Source organism: Halobacteriovorax sp. YZS-3-1 (genome assembly GCF_047084945.1).
Lineage (GTDB): Bacteria > Bdellovibrionota > Bacteriovoracia > Bacteriovoracales > Bacteriovoracaceae > Halobacteriovorax_A > Halobacteriovorax_A vibrionivorans.
The window spans coordinates 1,949,390-1,965,164 of sequence record NZ_JBKIYI010000001.1 but is presented as its reverse complement, the minus strand read 5'-3'; the positions used below and the strand labels follow the sequence as shown (position 1 = coordinate 1,965,164).

At 32.8% G+C, this 15,775-nt stretch carries 20 protein-coding genes and 1 tRNA gene; 14 read left to right on the top strand and 7 right to left on the bottom strand.

From position 1 onward, the window contains the following. Positions 1-153: 153 nt before the first annotated feature. From ACMAZI_RS09350 to ACMAZI_RS09330, 5 genes are all read left to right on the top strand, one after another. Positions 154-459: an HU family DNA-binding protein gene (locus ACMAZI_RS09350; RefSeq protein ID WP_115363754.1), complete on the top strand. Its 306-nt coding sequence runs from the start codon at positions 154-156 to the stop codon at positions 457-459. A gap of 131 nt (positions 460-590) precedes the next feature. Continuing rightward, positions 591-667 (top strand) — tRNA-Cys (locus ACMAZI_RS09345). Between the two features lie 501 nt (positions 668-1,168). Next, the gene (locus ACMAZI_RS09340; protein ID WP_115362314.1) at positions 1,169-1,411 is read left to right on the top strand and encodes a hypothetical protein; all 243 of its coding nucleotides are present in this window, start codon (positions 1,169-1,171) and stop codon (positions 1,409-1,411) included. Positions 1,412-1,882: 471 nt separating this feature from the next. Further along, positions 1,883-2,293: a hypothetical protein gene (locus tag ACMAZI_RS09335; protein ID WP_412473300.1), complete on the top strand. Its 411-nt coding sequence runs from the start codon at positions 1,883-1,885 to the stop codon at positions 2,291-2,293. After that, positions 2,290-2,655 carry a hypothetical protein gene (locus ACMAZI_RS09330; RefSeq protein WP_412473301.1) on the top strand — a complete coding sequence of 122 codons (366 nt, stop codon included), beginning with the start codon at positions 2,290-2,292 and terminating at the stop codon, positions 2,653-2,655. Before ACMAZI_RS09335 ends, ACMAZI_RS09330 begins: the two co-directional genes overlap by 4 nt. Before the next feature lie 433 nt (positions 2,656-3,088). Here ACMAZI_RS09330 and ACMAZI_RS09325 read toward each other — a convergent pair whose 3' ends face one another. The 3 genes from ACMAZI_RS09325 to ACMAZI_RS09315 all read right to left on the bottom strand — a co-directional run bounded on the left by ACMAZI_RS09325 (position 3,089) and on the right by ACMAZI_RS09315 (position 5,777). Further along, positions 3,089-3,298 (bottom strand): hypothetical protein, encoded by a 210-nt coding sequence (locus tag ACMAZI_RS09325; protein ID WP_133296946.1) that lies wholly within the window; start codon positions 3,296-3,298, stop codon positions 3,089-3,091. 2 nt (positions 3,299-3,300) lie between these two features. Next, the gene (locus tag ACMAZI_RS09320) at positions 3,301-3,903 is read right to left on the bottom strand and encodes a hypothetical protein (RefSeq protein WP_412473302.1); all 603 of its coding nucleotides are present in this window, start codon (positions 3,901-3,903) and stop codon (positions 3,301-3,303) included. A gap of 152 nt (positions 3,904-4,055) precedes the next feature. Next, positions 4,056-5,777: a transglutaminase-like domain-containing protein gene (locus tag ACMAZI_RS09315; RefSeq protein WP_412473303.1), complete on the bottom strand. Its 1,722-nt coding sequence runs from the start codon at positions 5,775-5,777 to the stop codon at positions 4,056-4,058. A gap of 293 nt (positions 5,778-6,070) precedes the next feature. Between ACMAZI_RS09315 and ACMAZI_RS09310 the strand changes: the two genes are divergently transcribed. The 6 genes from ACMAZI_RS09310 (at position 6,071) to ACMAZI_RS09285 (ending at position 11,296) form a co-directional block, all read left to right on the top strand. Continuing rightward, positions 6,071-6,901, top strand: coding sequence for a hypothetical protein (locus tag ACMAZI_RS09310; protein WP_412473304.1), 831 nt, complete (start codon positions 6,071-6,073; stop codon positions 6,899-6,901). Positions 6,902-7,003: 102 nt separating this feature from the next. Further along, positions 7,004-7,453 carry a universal stress protein gene (locus tag ACMAZI_RS09305; protein ID WP_115362326.1) on the top strand — a complete coding sequence of 150 codons (450 nt, stop codon included), beginning with the start codon at positions 7,004-7,006 and terminating at the stop codon, positions 7,451-7,453. After that, a complete protein-coding gene (locus ACMAZI_RS09300) occupies positions 7,453-7,842 on the top strand; it encodes a c-type cytochrome (RefSeq protein ID WP_412473305.1) in 390 nt (129 codons plus the stop codon). The genes ACMAZI_RS09305 and ACMAZI_RS09300 overlap by 1 nt, the downstream gene beginning before the upstream one ends. Before the next feature lie 83 nt (positions 7,843-7,925). Continuing rightward, positions 7,926-8,552, top strand: coding sequence for a hypothetical protein (locus ACMAZI_RS09295; protein ID WP_120404716.1), 627 nt, complete (start codon positions 7,926-7,928; stop codon positions 8,550-8,552). 71 nt (positions 8,553-8,623) lie between these two features. Beyond that, positions 8,624-9,448, top strand: coding sequence for a hypothetical protein (locus tag ACMAZI_RS09290; RefSeq protein WP_412473306.1), 825 nt, complete (start codon positions 8,624-8,626; stop codon positions 9,446-9,448). 225 nt (positions 9,449-9,673) lie between these two features. Beyond that, complete coding sequence (locus ACMAZI_RS09285) at positions 9,674-11,296, top strand: Na/Pi cotransporter family protein (RefSeq protein ID WP_412473307.1); 1,623 nt, start codon at positions 9,674-9,676, stop codon at positions 11,294-11,296. On the opposite strand, the gene ACMAZI_RS09280 is transcribed toward ACMAZI_RS09285, so the two are convergent. Together ACMAZI_RS09280 and ACMAZI_RS09275 are read right to left on the bottom strand one after the other, a co-directional pair. Continuing rightward, positions 11,271-12,197 carry a hypothetical protein gene (locus ACMAZI_RS09280; RefSeq protein ID WP_412473308.1) on the bottom strand — a complete coding sequence of 309 codons (927 nt, stop codon included), beginning with the start codon at positions 12,195-12,197 and terminating at the stop codon, positions 11,271-11,273. The two genes, ACMAZI_RS09285 and ACMAZI_RS09280, sit on opposite strands and share 26 nt — an antisense overlap. Before the next feature lie 60 nt (positions 12,198-12,257). Continuing rightward, positions 12,258-12,983: a YebC/PmpR family DNA-binding transcriptional regulator gene (locus tag ACMAZI_RS09275; protein ID WP_412473309.1), complete on the bottom strand. Its 726-nt coding sequence runs from the start codon at positions 12,981-12,983 to the stop codon at positions 12,258-12,260. Positions 12,984-13,167: 184 nt separating this feature from the next. Here ACMAZI_RS09275 and ACMAZI_RS09270 point away from each other — a divergent pair, with 184 nt between their 5' ends. Next, positions 13,168-13,989, top strand: a complete 822-nt coding sequence (locus tag ACMAZI_RS09270; protein WP_120404720.1) for a hypothetical protein — start codon at positions 13,168-13,170, stop codon at positions 13,987-13,989. 2 nt (positions 13,990-13,991) lie between these two features. Here the strand turns inward: ACMAZI_RS09270 and ACMAZI_RS09265 are convergent, their stop codons facing one another. Further along, positions 13,992-14,384, bottom strand: coding sequence for a fibronectin type III domain-containing protein (locus ACMAZI_RS09265; RefSeq protein ID WP_133296947.1), 393 nt, complete (start codon positions 14,382-14,384; stop codon positions 13,992-13,994). A gap of 71 nt (positions 14,385-14,455) precedes the next feature. On the opposite strand from ACMAZI_RS09265, the gene ACMAZI_RS09260 reads away from it, so the two are divergent. Next, entirely contained in the window at positions 14,456-15,250 is a 795-nt protein-coding gene (locus ACMAZI_RS09260; RefSeq protein ID WP_115362341.1) for a hypothetical protein, read from the top strand. Between the two features lie 37 nt (positions 15,251-15,287). On the opposite strand, the gene ACMAZI_RS09255 is transcribed toward ACMAZI_RS09260, so the two are convergent. Next, entirely contained in the window at positions 15,288-15,647 is a 360-nt protein-coding gene (locus ACMAZI_RS09255; protein WP_412473311.1) for a hypothetical protein, read from the bottom strand. Here ACMAZI_RS09255 and ACMAZI_RS09250 point away from each other — a divergent pair. Then, a complete protein-coding gene (locus ACMAZI_RS09250) occupies positions 15,565-15,735 on the top strand; it encodes a hypothetical protein (protein ID WP_412474443.1) in 171 nt (56 codons plus the stop codon). The genes ACMAZI_RS09255 and ACMAZI_RS09250 overlap by 83 nt on opposite strands. Positions 15,736-15,775: the final 40 nt, after the last annotated feature.

Sequence of the window (15,775 nt, the reverse complement as noted above, 5' to 3'; positions counted from 1 at the left end):
GTTTTAGCAGGCACTAAGTAGCAGTAAATATTTTGTGGCATTATAAATATATCTAATGTTTTTAGAGACTTGGACGATAAGTAGGTAACTAAATATCGTGGAATTAAGTTTAGAAGTAAAATAAGTTCTCGTAACGTTAGAGAGGAGATAAAAATGACAAAAGCAGATTTGATCGCAGCAATTGAAAAGCAGGCCAATGTAACTCACAAGCAGGCCGAAACAGTTGTAAATATTTGTTTTGATGACATGATCAATGCTTTATTTAACGACGAAAGAATCGAAATCAGAGGTTTTGGTTCATTTGCTAATCGTAATTACAAAGCTTATGAAGGGCGTAACCCTAAGACTGGTAAGGTTGTTAAGGTTCCACCTAAGAAAGTACCTTTCTTCAAAGTTGGAAAGCAGCTACGTGAAATGGTTGATGAAGGTAAGGACAAATACGTAATTCGCGAAGCTTAATTACGTCTTCCAAGTTAATTTTCAATACTTAATATAGGCCTGCTGCATTAGTGGCAGGTCAATATTCTTAAGTATTTAGATTGACTTATCAAAAAATATCCATATTATAGAAAATCTAAAATCATTCATGCGGACGGGTGCTAGAGTGGTCTAATAGGGCAGTTTGCAAAACTGTTTTTCACCGGTTCAAATCCGGTCTCGTCCTCCAAAATAAAAAAGCCTCCCAATGGGAGGCTTTTTTATTTTCTGAGTCCGAGTCTCGAATTTAAACATGTCTTCCCGAGTTTTGGAGGCGGCATCTGCAGGAGCAGATGAAGCCGAACAATCCAGCGAGTCCCACGATGGGACGAGTCGGACACCATGCGCGCCAGAGATTTTTCTTTATGACTTGTTTGAATGGGAGAGGGCAAATCCATCGCATACCACCTAACCATAATCCTCTTTTTTAAGTCATTTAAAATTTAATGATCGTATTCATTATTAGGTTATAATTTAATAATAATCACTTAGGATTGTACGCATTAAATGAATTTAAAATATAGATAATCGTTCCAGGTGCTTTTTCTTTTCGCGTGGTCAATGAAAAGGCACCTGGAACAGATTTTCAAACAGGCTTAAATGTAATGAAAGATAGTAATGGAAAGTTTATAAGTGGATGGAAACTAAGTAAGGCACAATTAAAGAATTTACTAGAACGAGGAAATATACAATGAAAGACAAAGTAATAATTGAATTTAGTAAAGAAGAAGCATTGGTTTTATTTGAGTACTTAGCACGGGTGAATAATGATGATGCACTTGAAAACACATTTTTAGATGAATCTGAAAAAAGAGTGATTTGGAATTTAGAAGCTAGTTTTGAAGAAAAATTAGTTGAACCATTCAAAAGTGATTACAATATGATTTTAAAAAGAGCTAGAAGTAAAATTCTATCAAAAATAAGTAATGATTAACACGCTAATTTTACATCGAAATGTAAATTTAATTAGGCTGTGCTTACATGTGCTTACATGTGCTTAATTGAATACTTAACTTGTTGAAATATTGGAGAATCTATCGAATCCTCCATAAAAAAGCCAGCTTGATAGCTGGCTTTTTTATTTTCTCTTTTTGCGAGTACGCGACACCTTTATGCAAAATAAGTAACTTAGTAGTTTAAAAAAGGCCGTATGCGCATAAAGCTACGTCACTTCATTCCTTTTTGCTATTTTTTTTATCTTCAAGCAAGATTCTTCGAGCTTTCTTTCAAATATTAACGGTATTGGTTTTAAGTAATTAGTGTAACTTGTGAGAATTGTATAAAGGTGCCGCGTACTTTAGATACATAAAATAAAATCTAGTGAATGATTTCAGATATGAGTTATAATTCATTGATGTCATTTACTTCTTCAATTTTTAAAAAATCTATATTCAGATATAAGATTTTGACGCTTATTCTTTTACGCCTATCTTTACCAGGTTATGCTGGTGTTAATGAAGCTTTCAATGTTTTAGATTTTGGATTGAAGTTGTTAACAACTCCTAGCGTAGGTCCAGATACAAATTATGTGGAACAGTTAAACAATAGAAGAAAGAAGCTAAGAGGGGATGTTGATATTACATTTAATTCTGAAACTATAAAGAATTGTAAAAGATTGAAGATGATAAGAATTAAGTCTTCTTATTCAAATAAGCCGTTAGTTAGTAATTCTGTTTATTGTGATATTGATTATAAAGTACTTACAGATGAGGTTTTATTCGCCGGAGGCAATGTTCTTTTTATCAATATGTTTTCAGACAAATGTGATATTTCAACATATCAAAGCTTTGCATATCGATGTTCGGAGTCATTGTGAAAAAGAGATTTATAGTACTTCTATCTCCACGATTTGATAAAGAAGTTCATTGTCCTGTTGGTTTTAATAGTGAACTTTTCTTTAAAGGGCCATTTTCTTCTTATTTCAATAATAGAATAGAAATAACATTATTTCTTCTCTTAACGATAGGATCGCTTGGTGTTTATACGTATTACTTAGCTAAGAATGGAAATAATATAAGAATTAGAAAGTTACTTACAGCAGGGTATCGGCTTAGAGATAAGTCTGATGAGGACTTTGTTGAGAGATATGTCGGTTATAAGGCAATATTCTCTAAAGAAGGTGAGAAGGCGCGCTTTGCTAGAACTGGCAGTGCGGATGATACTTTAAAAATTAAATAACATAGGATTATTGAAATATGGCTTCGAAATATTCATCTTATTTAATATACTTTCTCAAACCTGTTGAGTTTATAAAAAAGTACTCTAAAAACAATTATAAATATTCTCAGTATATTTTAAATTATTTGATTTGTGTTTCACTTGTTTTCTATGGTTATATTCATAATTTACGCGAGTTAGAAATACCATTTGGCTTAGCAAAGGATAGTGCTTTATATAACTATTATATAGACCCTACTTGGCAGAGCTTTTTAATTTATATTTCGATATGGGGCCTTTTTACTTATTTTATTTTTTGGTTTTTAGTTACTTGGTGGACTAAGAAGTGCTTACAATGGTCTGGGGTTTCTAATATTACGTCTAAAGACATAAGACCTGTACTAATCTTATCTTTCTCTTATTTTAGCTTACCTCTATTAGCTACATTACTTCTTTATATATTTCTCTTTAATGGTCCAATAGAGGCTACAGGTAGTCTAAATATTATTAAGTCTGTTTTTATTATTTTTTCTCTTATAGAGGCCAGTATCTTCTTTGTTTCAGTAAAATCAATATATAAAGAGTTAAACAACTGGAGCTGGTTTTGGTTTGTATTGCTTCCACTTATTTCTGCTGTTTTAGAATTCACTAATTGATTTTTCATTTTTATTTTAGCTTTAAAAGGTGATCCAAAGCTTCTCCTGTTGCAGCTGCTTCAGCGTCACTCTTATACTCTTCGAAATATTGATATGAACTTGAAGAGTAAGCATAGTGATTTTTACCTTTTTGAATCTCATTGTAGCCTTCCGCTATTTTTTCAATTCTTTCATGTTCCATTAAGTTCTCATCTTTAGCGATATTTCTCAACTCCATTAATTCTTTAAAGTCTGTTGGTTCAACATACGGTGTCTTATCAATTTCCCTATACTCATTCAAAACTCTATAAAGTGAGTCAATATGATATTTTAAAAGGATGTAGATTTGATCTAATGTACTCTCATCTTTTAAATCTAAGATTTCTGGTAGCTTATGGTAATCAAGTTCGTAAGAATTTGTAGGTGAATTCTTCAGTGATACAAGATCAAATGAAACTGCGTTTAGTATCTTGAGATACCTTTCTTGTTCTTTATCTTTAATACCACTTTCGATAAATTCTCTGTATAGTCTAAGTGCATTCATTTGATTGATTACTTGTCTGTTAACTACATGTTGTAGAGCTTTTTCATTGTATTCAATTCGTGCTGAAATATTGTATTGTGCTTTAGACACGTTTTCTAATTCTTTCGTTAGTTCAATGGCCTTACTTATGTCTTCTATTTGTGTCGCGAAACAGTAATTTGAAGCTAGAATTAAAATTGGTAATAAAATCGTCTTAAACTAGAACTCCCTTGAGTTTCATTGTGTATTAAGTAGTATTTATCTTAAAATTTGTATTCGCCTTTAAAGTTATACGTGCTCTCTGTATTCTTCTTTTTAATGTATTGAACACTCAGTTCAAAATTCTCATCTAAGATCTTAGTCTTTGCTGTGGCATAGGCCGAAGGTTCATTTCCTTTTACCCAAAAACCAACTTTTCCAGCGATAGGTTTTTTGATTCCAACTTCAAAGGCATACTTGCCATCTTGAGAATAAACAGAGACTTTTAGATCTGTTGTTGCGCCGTTTTGCTTGATATAGACAATATTGTGAATACCTACACCATATTGTTCAAATACTTGTTTCTTGATAACGTTTTCGATCTTCCCACCAAGGATGGCAACAGTGTATTTACCTTCGTCTCGTACGTCGGCCTTCATGATTGAGGCGTGGACAGAAACGATACTCTTCCAATTTGCTCCTAGGAAGTTTGCATCAGCGTAGAGAGATGACCTTATTGAATTCAAGTTGTCGCTATACATATCTTCTGTTTCATAATTTTTTAATGTGGCGCTTCCGTGACCAACATCAAGGCTTATATTTCCTTGAATATCTGCATAGAGGTTTCTTACAGGGCCAATATCGACCTTTCCAGTTTTAAGCTTTACGTCCATTCCCATAAAAGCGCTTGTGGATTCTTTATAGAATTCTCTTTCTTGAATTTCCTTTCTTGAAGTCTGCATTCCAACACCTAATACAGTGTCGATATACTTTGAGTAATTTTCATATTTAAATACGCCACCCATTGCTTCGATGCCGCTGTCAGTTGTTGCGTAAAATGCTCTTGTGGAAATATTTCCGGTTTTATAGTCGAGATTGATCATATTGATGCCATCGTATTGAATACCGTTTGATGAAACTTCGATATCAAGGCCTGCCGCCTGATTTAGAATATAGCCCATTTCACTAGGGACTCGATCAACAGGATTTCCTTCACTATCGAAAATACGGTAATTGATACCAAATTCTGGAATATAATTATCTTGAGAAAGGCCTGCTGCTCCTGTTCTATTATTAATTCTAGTTTCACCGTAATTAAAGTTTACAATACGATCTGGATTTTCAGGGTCTTGTGCAATTACTGTGGCATGGCCAACGCGTCTTGAGTTATAGGCAACTACATAAACATCTTCTACATCAAGACGTTTTAAGATATTTGTTTGAACAACCGCAATGTCACGACAGATTCCAGCTCTGGAATTACTTTTTATGGCATTAAAAATATCTTGTTCTGTAACTATTCCAGATTCACCAATTGTGGCACGAGTGAAGTCGTAGTGGTTATTCATTATATGGCCCATGATGTGGGCAAGATAGATCTTTTGTTCAAAACTCATCATAAGCTTTGAAGCAGATAGAATTTCATTTCTTTTAATCTCAGGTGAGCCAATCATGAGACCTGCTACAACGTTAGCAAAATAAATATCACCGTCTTTTTTACCGAACTTCTTAACAGACTCACTATAGATATCTTGAATATCCATAGAGCCAAATCGAGCGCATTTATTATCCAAACATTTAACAATAGATTTAATGACTGCTTCTCTTTTAACAGTGTCTCGCCAGTATGAGTTTGACGCAAATTCGTCTGTTTTAATTAAGTCACTAGTGTTGTATTGGTTTAGGTCTTGATTAAGATAAGCGCCTTCTACATTTATTGCTATTCTCCCAGAGACAGCAGACGTCGTTAATAGCATTGTACTTACAATAAATGATTTTATCTTCAAGATAAGCTCCAAAATAATTCTAACGTTTCGTGATTAAATGCACATCAGATGCCAATTCTAATTTTGAAATATTAAGCTCTTATAATCTTGAAAGTATTTTTGTTGTTTAGGATTTTAGGAAATGTCCAATCTTTAGTCAGATTTAAAGGTTCAAATTGATATTTTGAATATTAAGCTTTGTATAAAACTTTAACATGCAAATAGTACATGAATTCTCTTGTATAGGCCTTTTCGTATTCAATATTATGATACTTTTTATTTAAGTTAGAACTTTAATCAAAATAAGGATAATTATGAAGAAAACAACTTTCGCTCTGCTGTTAGGAGCTCAGGTTTTAGCTAATGACTATAATATTGAGCATTCGCATCTTAACGAATTAGTGAGAAATAATGATGCTATTTTTGAGCCAGTTGAAGTTGAGGAAGGTAAGGTCGATGAAGAAGATATTCTTGATGGGATTCGCAAACGCTTTGTCATCACTTATTCCCAGATAAATTATTCAGCTGTGGACTCTTCTTATAATGTTGGACACGATGAAGATGATATTTATAACTTTGGTGGTGAAGACTTTAATAAGATGTTTGATGAAAATATTGAATTTAAAGAAGGACACAAAATTTCGATTGAGTATCTTGTCACAGATAATTTTAGTATCGAATTAGCAGATACATATAGAAAGTATCAAATGAATGGCCGTCATGTTGGGTATACACAAGGAGATCTTTTTAATGACGATCGCTATGATGTATACGAGGCCGATAATATAACCGTTTTAAATGATATTCAACTTGGAATGAAATATGCAATCCGTCTAGTTAATACACCTGAACTTAAGTTAGATTTAAGTCCTGGTGTAAGTGCTGGGCTTGTCCATGTTAAATCAGGTACTAATACATACTATAATGGTCAAAAATATGAGGATAATCACTATGATGATATTGGTGGTTATTCTTATGGTGTCTCTCTTGAGGCCAAGGCAATCTTTTGGGATCGCTTCTTTGTTTCGGTTGGAGCAGAACAGCGTAACTATGTTTTGGCCCCAATGGAGCATGAAAGTGGATTTAATCAACAAATTGATCAAAGTGGTATGAACTTCTATATTGGTGCAGGTATAAGATTTTAATCTTTATTGCTTAAATTTTGTTTTACCTGATATAAGTCATATTTAACTCACATAAATAAACAGATACTCTATAGTGAAGTAAAGATCCACAAGGGGATAGCTATGAGTAAATTAATGATTTGTGTCGATGTCACTAATGAATCAATTAATTCTTTTAAAGGACAATTAAAAAATTATGACTGGAGTCGTTGGGATGAAGTTCACTTCGTTCATGGGTTTGAGACACAGGTCTATGCTGATACTTTTTACTTTGCTTCTTATCCTTTAGAAAGCCAAATGGATGATATTGAAAAGTCTGTTGCTACTTTACTTCAGGGCCTATCTAAAGAGCTTATTCCTTCTGATTACAAGGGGAAAGTTATTGGTAAATGCCTTTTTGCCAACTCTTCTAAAATTGCACTAAAAGAATATGCACAAGAGAACTCAATTGATGAAATGATAATTGAGACTCGAGGTAAGCACGGTTTTAGCGGATTATTTTCAAGCTCATTTGCTGAATATATGGTCGGGCATGCTCCATGTCGTTTAATGATACTTAGAGAAAATGACTAATGAAGTATATCTATATTTGTTTGTTACTTGTATTTGTAAGTTCATGTTCTAGTATAAACACTGACTCACGTGAGTACTATCATGGACAAAAGATGAGACATGGTATCATTCCAAAAGATACGACTCGAACTTCAGAGAATATTAAAAGAGTGCTTGATGCAAATTCTGTAGTACGCGGTAAAAAGATTTATTCAAAGAATTGTATGAGTTGTCATGGCCAAGATGGAAATATGATTGATAATGTTGACTTATCTAATCTCTCAAAAGAAGTACCTAATTTTAATTTCTATCTTCTTGTTTCGCGTTCTAAGGAATCAATGCCAGGATGGAAAAGTCCTCTGTCAAAACAAGATATTAAGGATTTAGAGAGCTATCTTTATTCATTATAATGTAAGTTTTTCAAATTAATATGACTTCCTACTAAATATGATTTATTCAAATGAAATAATCTAATTTAATATTAGGGAGTCTCATGAAAAAGTTACTTATTACTATTGTTGCGATAACGTCTTTATCTAGTCTTGCTAGCGTAGCGATTGATACACCAGAGCGATTAATTACTATTGTTGATGAAAGTGGTAGGCCAGTAAAAGGAGCTATAGTAGAAGTACAAGCTTCTTATAGTAAATGTATGAGAATTTACTGGAGCGTTGGTAATCCTTGTCAGTTTAAGAGTCTATTTTATAAGTCTATTGTGACTGACGAGAATGGAGAGGCCATAATTCCTGCTATTAAAGAATATATTCCAAATGGAATTAATACTAAGAATAGAGATATTTCTTTCTCGATAAATGTTGATAATTATACTAGCAAAGAATTATCTTCTAAGTATTCAACATGCGGGTATCAGCTTAGTCAGTACTTAAAATCAAAACCACTTTCTACTAACTTAAAAGATTTTCTCGAGAATAGAGGTTATGCATCTTCATGTTTTTATGATCTACGTGATGAAGATAGTATCAATGATGAAATGACAGGAAAAATAGAATGTATGCTTTTTGGTACACGTGATCTAGGTTTTGTTAATGGGAAAAGAACGCATATTGATATATCGTTGGTAGAAGGTATTAATGATTACAAAAAAACTTGTGATGAGTGAGATATATGATTTAATGTATATATTCTAATGGCCGGTCTATGACCGGCTTTTTTATTTTAAAGCGGGCAAAAATGAATGAGATTTTAAACATAGGTAAAGAGATTGAAGACTTAAAGCTTAATAATGAGAACTTTTCTCATGCTTGTTATGAATATCTTAAAAATAAGTCAATTAAAGTGGATATCCATGAATTAGAGGATTTTATTGCAAAATGGAGTCTTGAAACAAAAGTTCTTCCAGAACAGGTAAATGTTTATAATGGTTTTGGCCAGCCTCCAATTACTTTGTTTAATAACGGGCACTTTGTTGTTGATCTCTATTTTTGGCAAACATTAGATACTTCGATTCATTCACATTCTTTTAGTGGCGCTTTTCAAGTCCTATATGGAGAGTCAAGACATGAAGTTTTTAAAGTAACTAAAGATGAAGAGTTCTTTGATGATATTTTCTTATCTAATTTAGAGTGTATTGTAGATGAGACGCTTGTTACAAATGATATTAGAGAAATTAAGAGGGGACTTGAGTTTTCACATCGTGTCCTCCATGAACATAATCCTACAGTCACTCTTTGTATTAGAACTGTTAATGATAAGTCACCACAGTGGCATCATTTTGATAATGGATTAAGTATTCAAAAAAGATCCCCTGAAGCAAGTGATATAAAACGTCTATCTATTTTCGATTATCTTATCACTAGAAATCCAAAGCAGGGCCGTGATTACTTAGATCGCCTTATGAATGAATTCTCCCCAAGTCTTATTATGAATTTATATGAGGAGTTGTCCTACGATCAGATGGGACTTCAAGAGTCCTCTGTTGAAATATTCTTTGAAGCTGTTGTCGATCGTTTTGGAGATACAAAATGGTTTAAAAGATATATGGACTTCTTTAACTAAAATTTTACCAATAATAAAAAAGACCTCTTCAAAAAAGAGGCCTTCCTATCGCCATTGTTGAAGGGTTTTTGGCCATATACTTGATAATCGAGAGAACTATTTTAGCTGATTAACTAGTTTTATTTCTATCTGATTTTACTGACAATATTGTATGTTCTTTAGTTGTTTTTGTACTATAATTACTTATTATTTATCTTAATAATTTTCTAAACACGGTACGAAAATATGGGTGATTTCAATATATTCATTGCTGCAACTTCCAGTGTTATCTTATTTATTTTTGGACTAGAAAATTTTTCAAAAGAGGTTCAAAAAGTTACTGGAGACCAGTTCAGAAAATTTATCGGAAAGGTAACGAATTATACAAGTATTGGTGTTCTCATTGGTGCATTTGTTACAGCAGTTGTTCAATCAAGTTCAGCAACATCTGTCATAGCTATCAGTTTAGTTAATGCTGGTGTTCTGTCTTTTAAAAACTCTGTGGGTATTATCTTTGGTTCAAATGTTGGTACGACTATTACAGCACAATTGGTTGCTTTTAAATTAACAGCTTTTGGTCCTGTATTTATTATATTGAGTTTCTTTTTATCATTAATAAAGACGAAGTACTCTGTATTTGCTAAATCATTATTTTATTTTGGTTTTGTTTTCTTTGCCCTACATCTTATTTCTTCAACTCTTGTACCTCTACAAAGTGATGAAAGACTAATTTCATTTTTATCAAAACCTCATAATCCATTCTTAGGAGTTCTTGTCGGTATGATTATAACTGCAGTCGTTCAATCTTCATCTGTTACGACTGGTTTGGCCATCATTCTAACTCAGCAGGGAATTCTATCAGTAGGCAATGCGGTCCCAATTCTATTGGGGGCCAATATCGGAACAACTGTAACGGCCCTTATTTCAATTGTGAATATGGATATCGCTGCAAAGAAAACTGCTTTATCTCATTTCTTATTTAATTTTGGTGGTGTCGTACTTTTCTTGCCCATCGTTTTTATCTGGGGGGATAAGTTTAAATTATTAGCTGATGATCCGGCCATAGCCTTAGCAAACTTTCATCTCATCTTTAATGTAACAACAACCATCATCTTCATTATTGCCATTGATCCTTTTATCCGTTTTGTTGATAAAGTCCTAGGTGAGGGGAAGATGGATTTTGAGCGTTTTGATCTGAGTATGTTTTCTCCTGATAATGACTTTAGTGAAATTGAAAGAAATCTCTATTTAAACATCCCCAAAACATATGACTTTGTCCAAGAAAACTATAATCTTATTACCTTGAGTATTGAAACAAATTATAAAGGCGTATTCAATGCGGCCAAGAGAAGAATGGATTATATTGATTATGTAGAAGATGAATTGATAAGCTTCTTTTCTAACTACATTGCCACATGTACTAGTGAAAAAGAGATTAATACTATTATTCATATTATGTCCATATATGAATATATTTTCCAAATACATGACTCTGTAAAAGACTTATCAGACTTGAAAGACTCTATGGATAAGAATTATATTGAATTAAAAAGTGATCTCATTATTATCATTCGCTCACTGGCAACTCGAACTTTAAGTTTTTTTGAAACAATGTCTAATCCCCATTTGGATGAAGAACAAAAGCGAGAGCTAAAAAAAGAAGTAAATGAATTTCAATTTAATATCATTGAATATAATAAGAGGATTCTAAAACTTATGGCCGCACCTGATCGACGTGATGCTAGTGTTATTATGCATATGATAACTTATAGTCAGCGTTTAAAGGATAAACTAGTCCATTATCATAATCTTATTAGTGATCATGCAGTATCAAGCTCTGATATTAACGACTCTTTATCCACCCACTAAGATTTATGATAAATCCATAAGTGATGATAATTGAAAATGCGATTAGTATACAAAAGACTGTCACATCATCATTTTTTCCAAGCTCGTCTATAATTGGATGATAATTATTAAAGTCATTTAGGAAGTTGGTGAATAAGACTTTATCTCGACTATGAAGTTTAGTGTGATAAACGTGTTTAATTAAGTAGTACAGGCCACAACCGAATATCGTAGTGAGAACAATTCCATAGAAATGAGTATTAGAAACTTTTTTATTAAACCTTGCTGCTGATTTAATATACTCGTCACTAGTTTCAAAATCTTTGATGTCAATAATTGACTTATTTTTTAAAAAGCTTTCTTGTATTACTTGTATTAGGCTTCTGTTATCTCCACTTTCTTTTAAGTTTTTAATCATTTTTTTTCTAATGCCTATTGCTGGAGGTAAAAGAAGTAGAATACCAAAGAATGGAATAACCACTTTATAGATCAAATCGACATCCATAGTAGAGATGATTAGAATTGGAGCTAGAATGAAGGCCAATGAAGCTAGCGAGAATATTTTGTACACATTCTCTTTTTGAAGAACGTAATCCTCTTTTCCTTCAATAATGTATACATCAACACTTTTTCCTATTCGATTCTTTAAAAAACTTTGATTGGTTCCTAAGAAGAGCTTTCTTTGTCCATCTTGATAATATTCAATAACAGGACAAATTGTAGTGGTTCTTGTTGTTCTTCTATTGCTTCGATAAGTTTTAGACTCTTCTTTGAAAGCAATAATTTTACCTTTGATTAATTTAGCGTATTTTTTGTAATAGATATTAATTGAATTGATGAAATAGAAAAATATGATTCCAAAAAATGTCATTGCACCTAAAAAGAAGAGGGGCACTAGCTGTGTAATTAATTTTATGTCCATAAATACATTATATGGATAAATTCTATATAAAAAAAGGGATCAAAATGATCCCTTTATATCTTACTCTTCTTCTTCTTCAAGATTATGATAAACAGTGACGACATCATCGTCTTCTTCTAATAAATCAATAAGTCTTTCAAATTGCTTTAATGTATCTTCGTCATCAATAGCTTTATGGTTAAGTGGAACTCTCTCAAGTCTTGCTTCTTCTGGAGTGATATTAATTTCTTGTAATTTCTTTTGAATATCACCAAATGATTCAACAGGAGCGATAATTTCATAAACTCCATCTTCTAAAGTTATATCTTCTGCACCAGCATCAATAACTTCTAATTCGAATTCATCTTGATCACTTACATTTTCTTCATTTACTAGAAAGTTTGCTTCTCTTTTAAAAACGAATTCTAGTGAGCCAGTTTGCCCTAGTGATCCTTGAACTTTATTGAAATAGCTACGTACATTTGCAACTGTTCTCGTATTATTATCTGTTGAAGCTTCAACGAATACGGCAACTCCGCCTGGGCCATATCCTTCATAATTTATATCTGTGTAGCCAACACCATCTCCACCTTGGCCTTTTTTAATGGCCCGGTCGATATTGTCTTTTGGTACGTTAAACTTCTTACAACGGTCAATAGCTACTTTTAGTAAAAAGTTTGTGTCAGGGTCACCACTTCCACTTTTTGAAGCTAAGAATACGTCTTTTAGAGCTCTAGTGAAGACTTGGCCTCGGGCCTTGTCTGCTGCACCTTTTTTTGCCGCGATTTTTGCTGATTTTCTTCCCATAAAATCCTTCTTAAGTAGTTAATTTTTATTACCCTATAGTTTTAGTCAAAAGGCCACGATTCGTCTAGTTTTTGGCCTCCATCAAATAAGATTGTCGATTCTCTATGCAGGCCTAGTAGATCTTTCAAACTCACTGAAATATTTGATAAGTACTGGTAATTTGGAACATACATAGGGGAAATCAATGAATAAATATCTATTATTAATGGCGTTAAATCTTTCAACATTTGCTAGCTTTGGTAATTTTGGTGGCCTTGGAGGTTTCGGTGGACCAGATTTGGACCACGATCCGCGATATCGCCATCGTCCACAGGATAATAAGGTTGATGTGGCCAAATGTGAGATAAAACGCAATGCCCAAGTTTTTCATTTAAATAAGAGAAATTATTCTTTAGATGAGCTTTTTGCACTCGTTGCAACAACTCAAAAAGGTAAGAGCGTTATTGATCAATTAATGCCTTTGTTAGATCAAGGTAAATTAAAAATTTCAAATCTTACAAGTTTTGAAAGACAAAGAAGGGGATTAGGTTCTAGAACATCTGCACTTTTTGATTTCACAACAACAGTACCTACAATCTATATCGGATTTGAAGATGAACTTGGCCTAGTGGCCCATTTCTTCGTACATGAAGCAACTCATGCTCTTGATAAATTAATTCCACAAGAATACGAGGTGGATATGATTTATTATAACGCTTTTAAGGACTTTCAAAAACTATTTGGATTAGATGTAGAGCCAATGAAAGAGTTAAGTGAATATGAAACTCAAAAGATGTATGAGATATATGAAATCAAAGAAAAGAATCGTAATCAGCATATATATCGTGCTGAACGATATGCTTTTGATGAGCAAGGTATTTTTACGAATGAAGTACTAAAAGTAAGTGATTGTTATGAGGATTATGTGCAGGAGCATGTTGATAAGAATAAATTAAAACTTTATCGCGACACTCCTGATGAGCATATTATTAATGCTTATGGTATTAACACAGATTATCTAAAATAATATTAATACTTATCTACTTTGACTGGGTCTGAGTAGGTACTAAATCGGCCATCAATATCAAAGGTGGCCATTTTTATTTCATATGTTCCAGTTGAAAGATCTTTTATTTCGTATTTGTCTAAAACCCAACTTTGGTCGTCGTAGATAACAATTGAGTTCCAATCAGGATTACTATTCTTGCGATAAAGAATCTCATATCCACCAATTTCATATGGATAAAGACGTGAACCATCGGCTCGCTCTGATGGAGGAGTCCAATTCAACTTTAGTGATATCCGCTTTGTGCCAGTATTTTCCTGCTCACTGCCGCTACCACCACCTCCATTACATGAGGCAATCATAGTTGATAGTAGTACTAAAAATGTCATATTCATTAAAATCTTGAAGTTTTTCATAATGAACTATTCGGCTGATATTACAATAAACTTTATTAAAGTTATTAATAAAATTTAACGATACGTTAACTATGGAAAGAAAAACAATAAAATACACGAGACATTTCTTATTAACCGCAGCTTTATTTGTTGGAAGTAGTTCCTATGCATCAAACTTTGATTCTTATAAAGCGGCCTTCTCAAAACTTAATAGTTACAAAAAAGTTTGTAATTATAGCTCACTATCAAAAAAGGAAAAGAACGAGGTTATGGCCACTGCCTTTTCTATGATGACTGATCATGATAAGAAGCAGCTTTCTAGTGGAGTGAGTAATTATATTGTATTTTTAAAGGATACAAGAAAGCACTTTGCTGAAAAATGTGGACCAGGTCAAAGAAGTAATCAGGAATGTCAGAGCTTATCAAGAAGAGCAAAAACTTTTTATAAGTACGATGTTCAGCTTGGCCTTGATAAGGTTGACTCTTACGTTAGTCAATTTCACTCTCAAATAAAACTAGGTCTTTCACATTGTAAAGATAGTGATAAAGTTATTGCAGATGTAATGGATGATATTCATAATCGAGTGGATATTAATGATAGTTTGAATAATTCAGAATTTGATACTGCTATTGCTAAAATGGCCCAAGTAGCAAAGGACTTTTCTATCGAATTAAAGGATGAGAGAGTTCCTTTCCCAATTAAGAAAAAGGATACGGATAAGGCCGAATCTATTTATGATTCAGCTTCTGTTGATAATACTGTTTGTTACGATAAGGTTAAAAAGGCCACATTTGTGGACAATATTGAGTCGTTTGCAGGTGAGGTTCTTAATAAGTTTCTCGGGATTTTCAATCCAAAAAAAGTTAAAAGTGTTTCTTTAAAATAATAATAAAAGCGCACTAGCTACTAGTGCGCTTCTTTGTCTATAGTTTAATCTTGTATTCTTTTACAATAATGCTATCTTTTTTAAGGCGTGATTTTACAGTTAGAGTAAAATCTCTTTCACCTTCACAGCGATACCTTAGCTTAAACCAAATAAGTCCTCTTGAAGCCTTATCTTCTAATGCAACACAAGTTGAACGATGTCCTTGTTCTACTTTAGAAACTACAGAAGCGACTTCTTTGCTTTCAATAAGTGTTTCAACTGCTTCTTGAAATATTCTTTGTGACTCTTCAATATCTCTCATATCAGGGAAACTAATATCTCCAGGGAAGCCAATACTAATTCCTGCATTTGCGTTTAGTGAGAATGCGCAAACTAATGCCATAACTAAGTTTTTCATATATTACCTCGTTGTTTTTAATTTAATTAGACTCAAATATTCTAGTTTGTTTGATGTGTCAAACAGGTGTAAATACCTGATAAAATAACTGTATAACTCATTGATAATATTAAGTTGATAATTGCTGT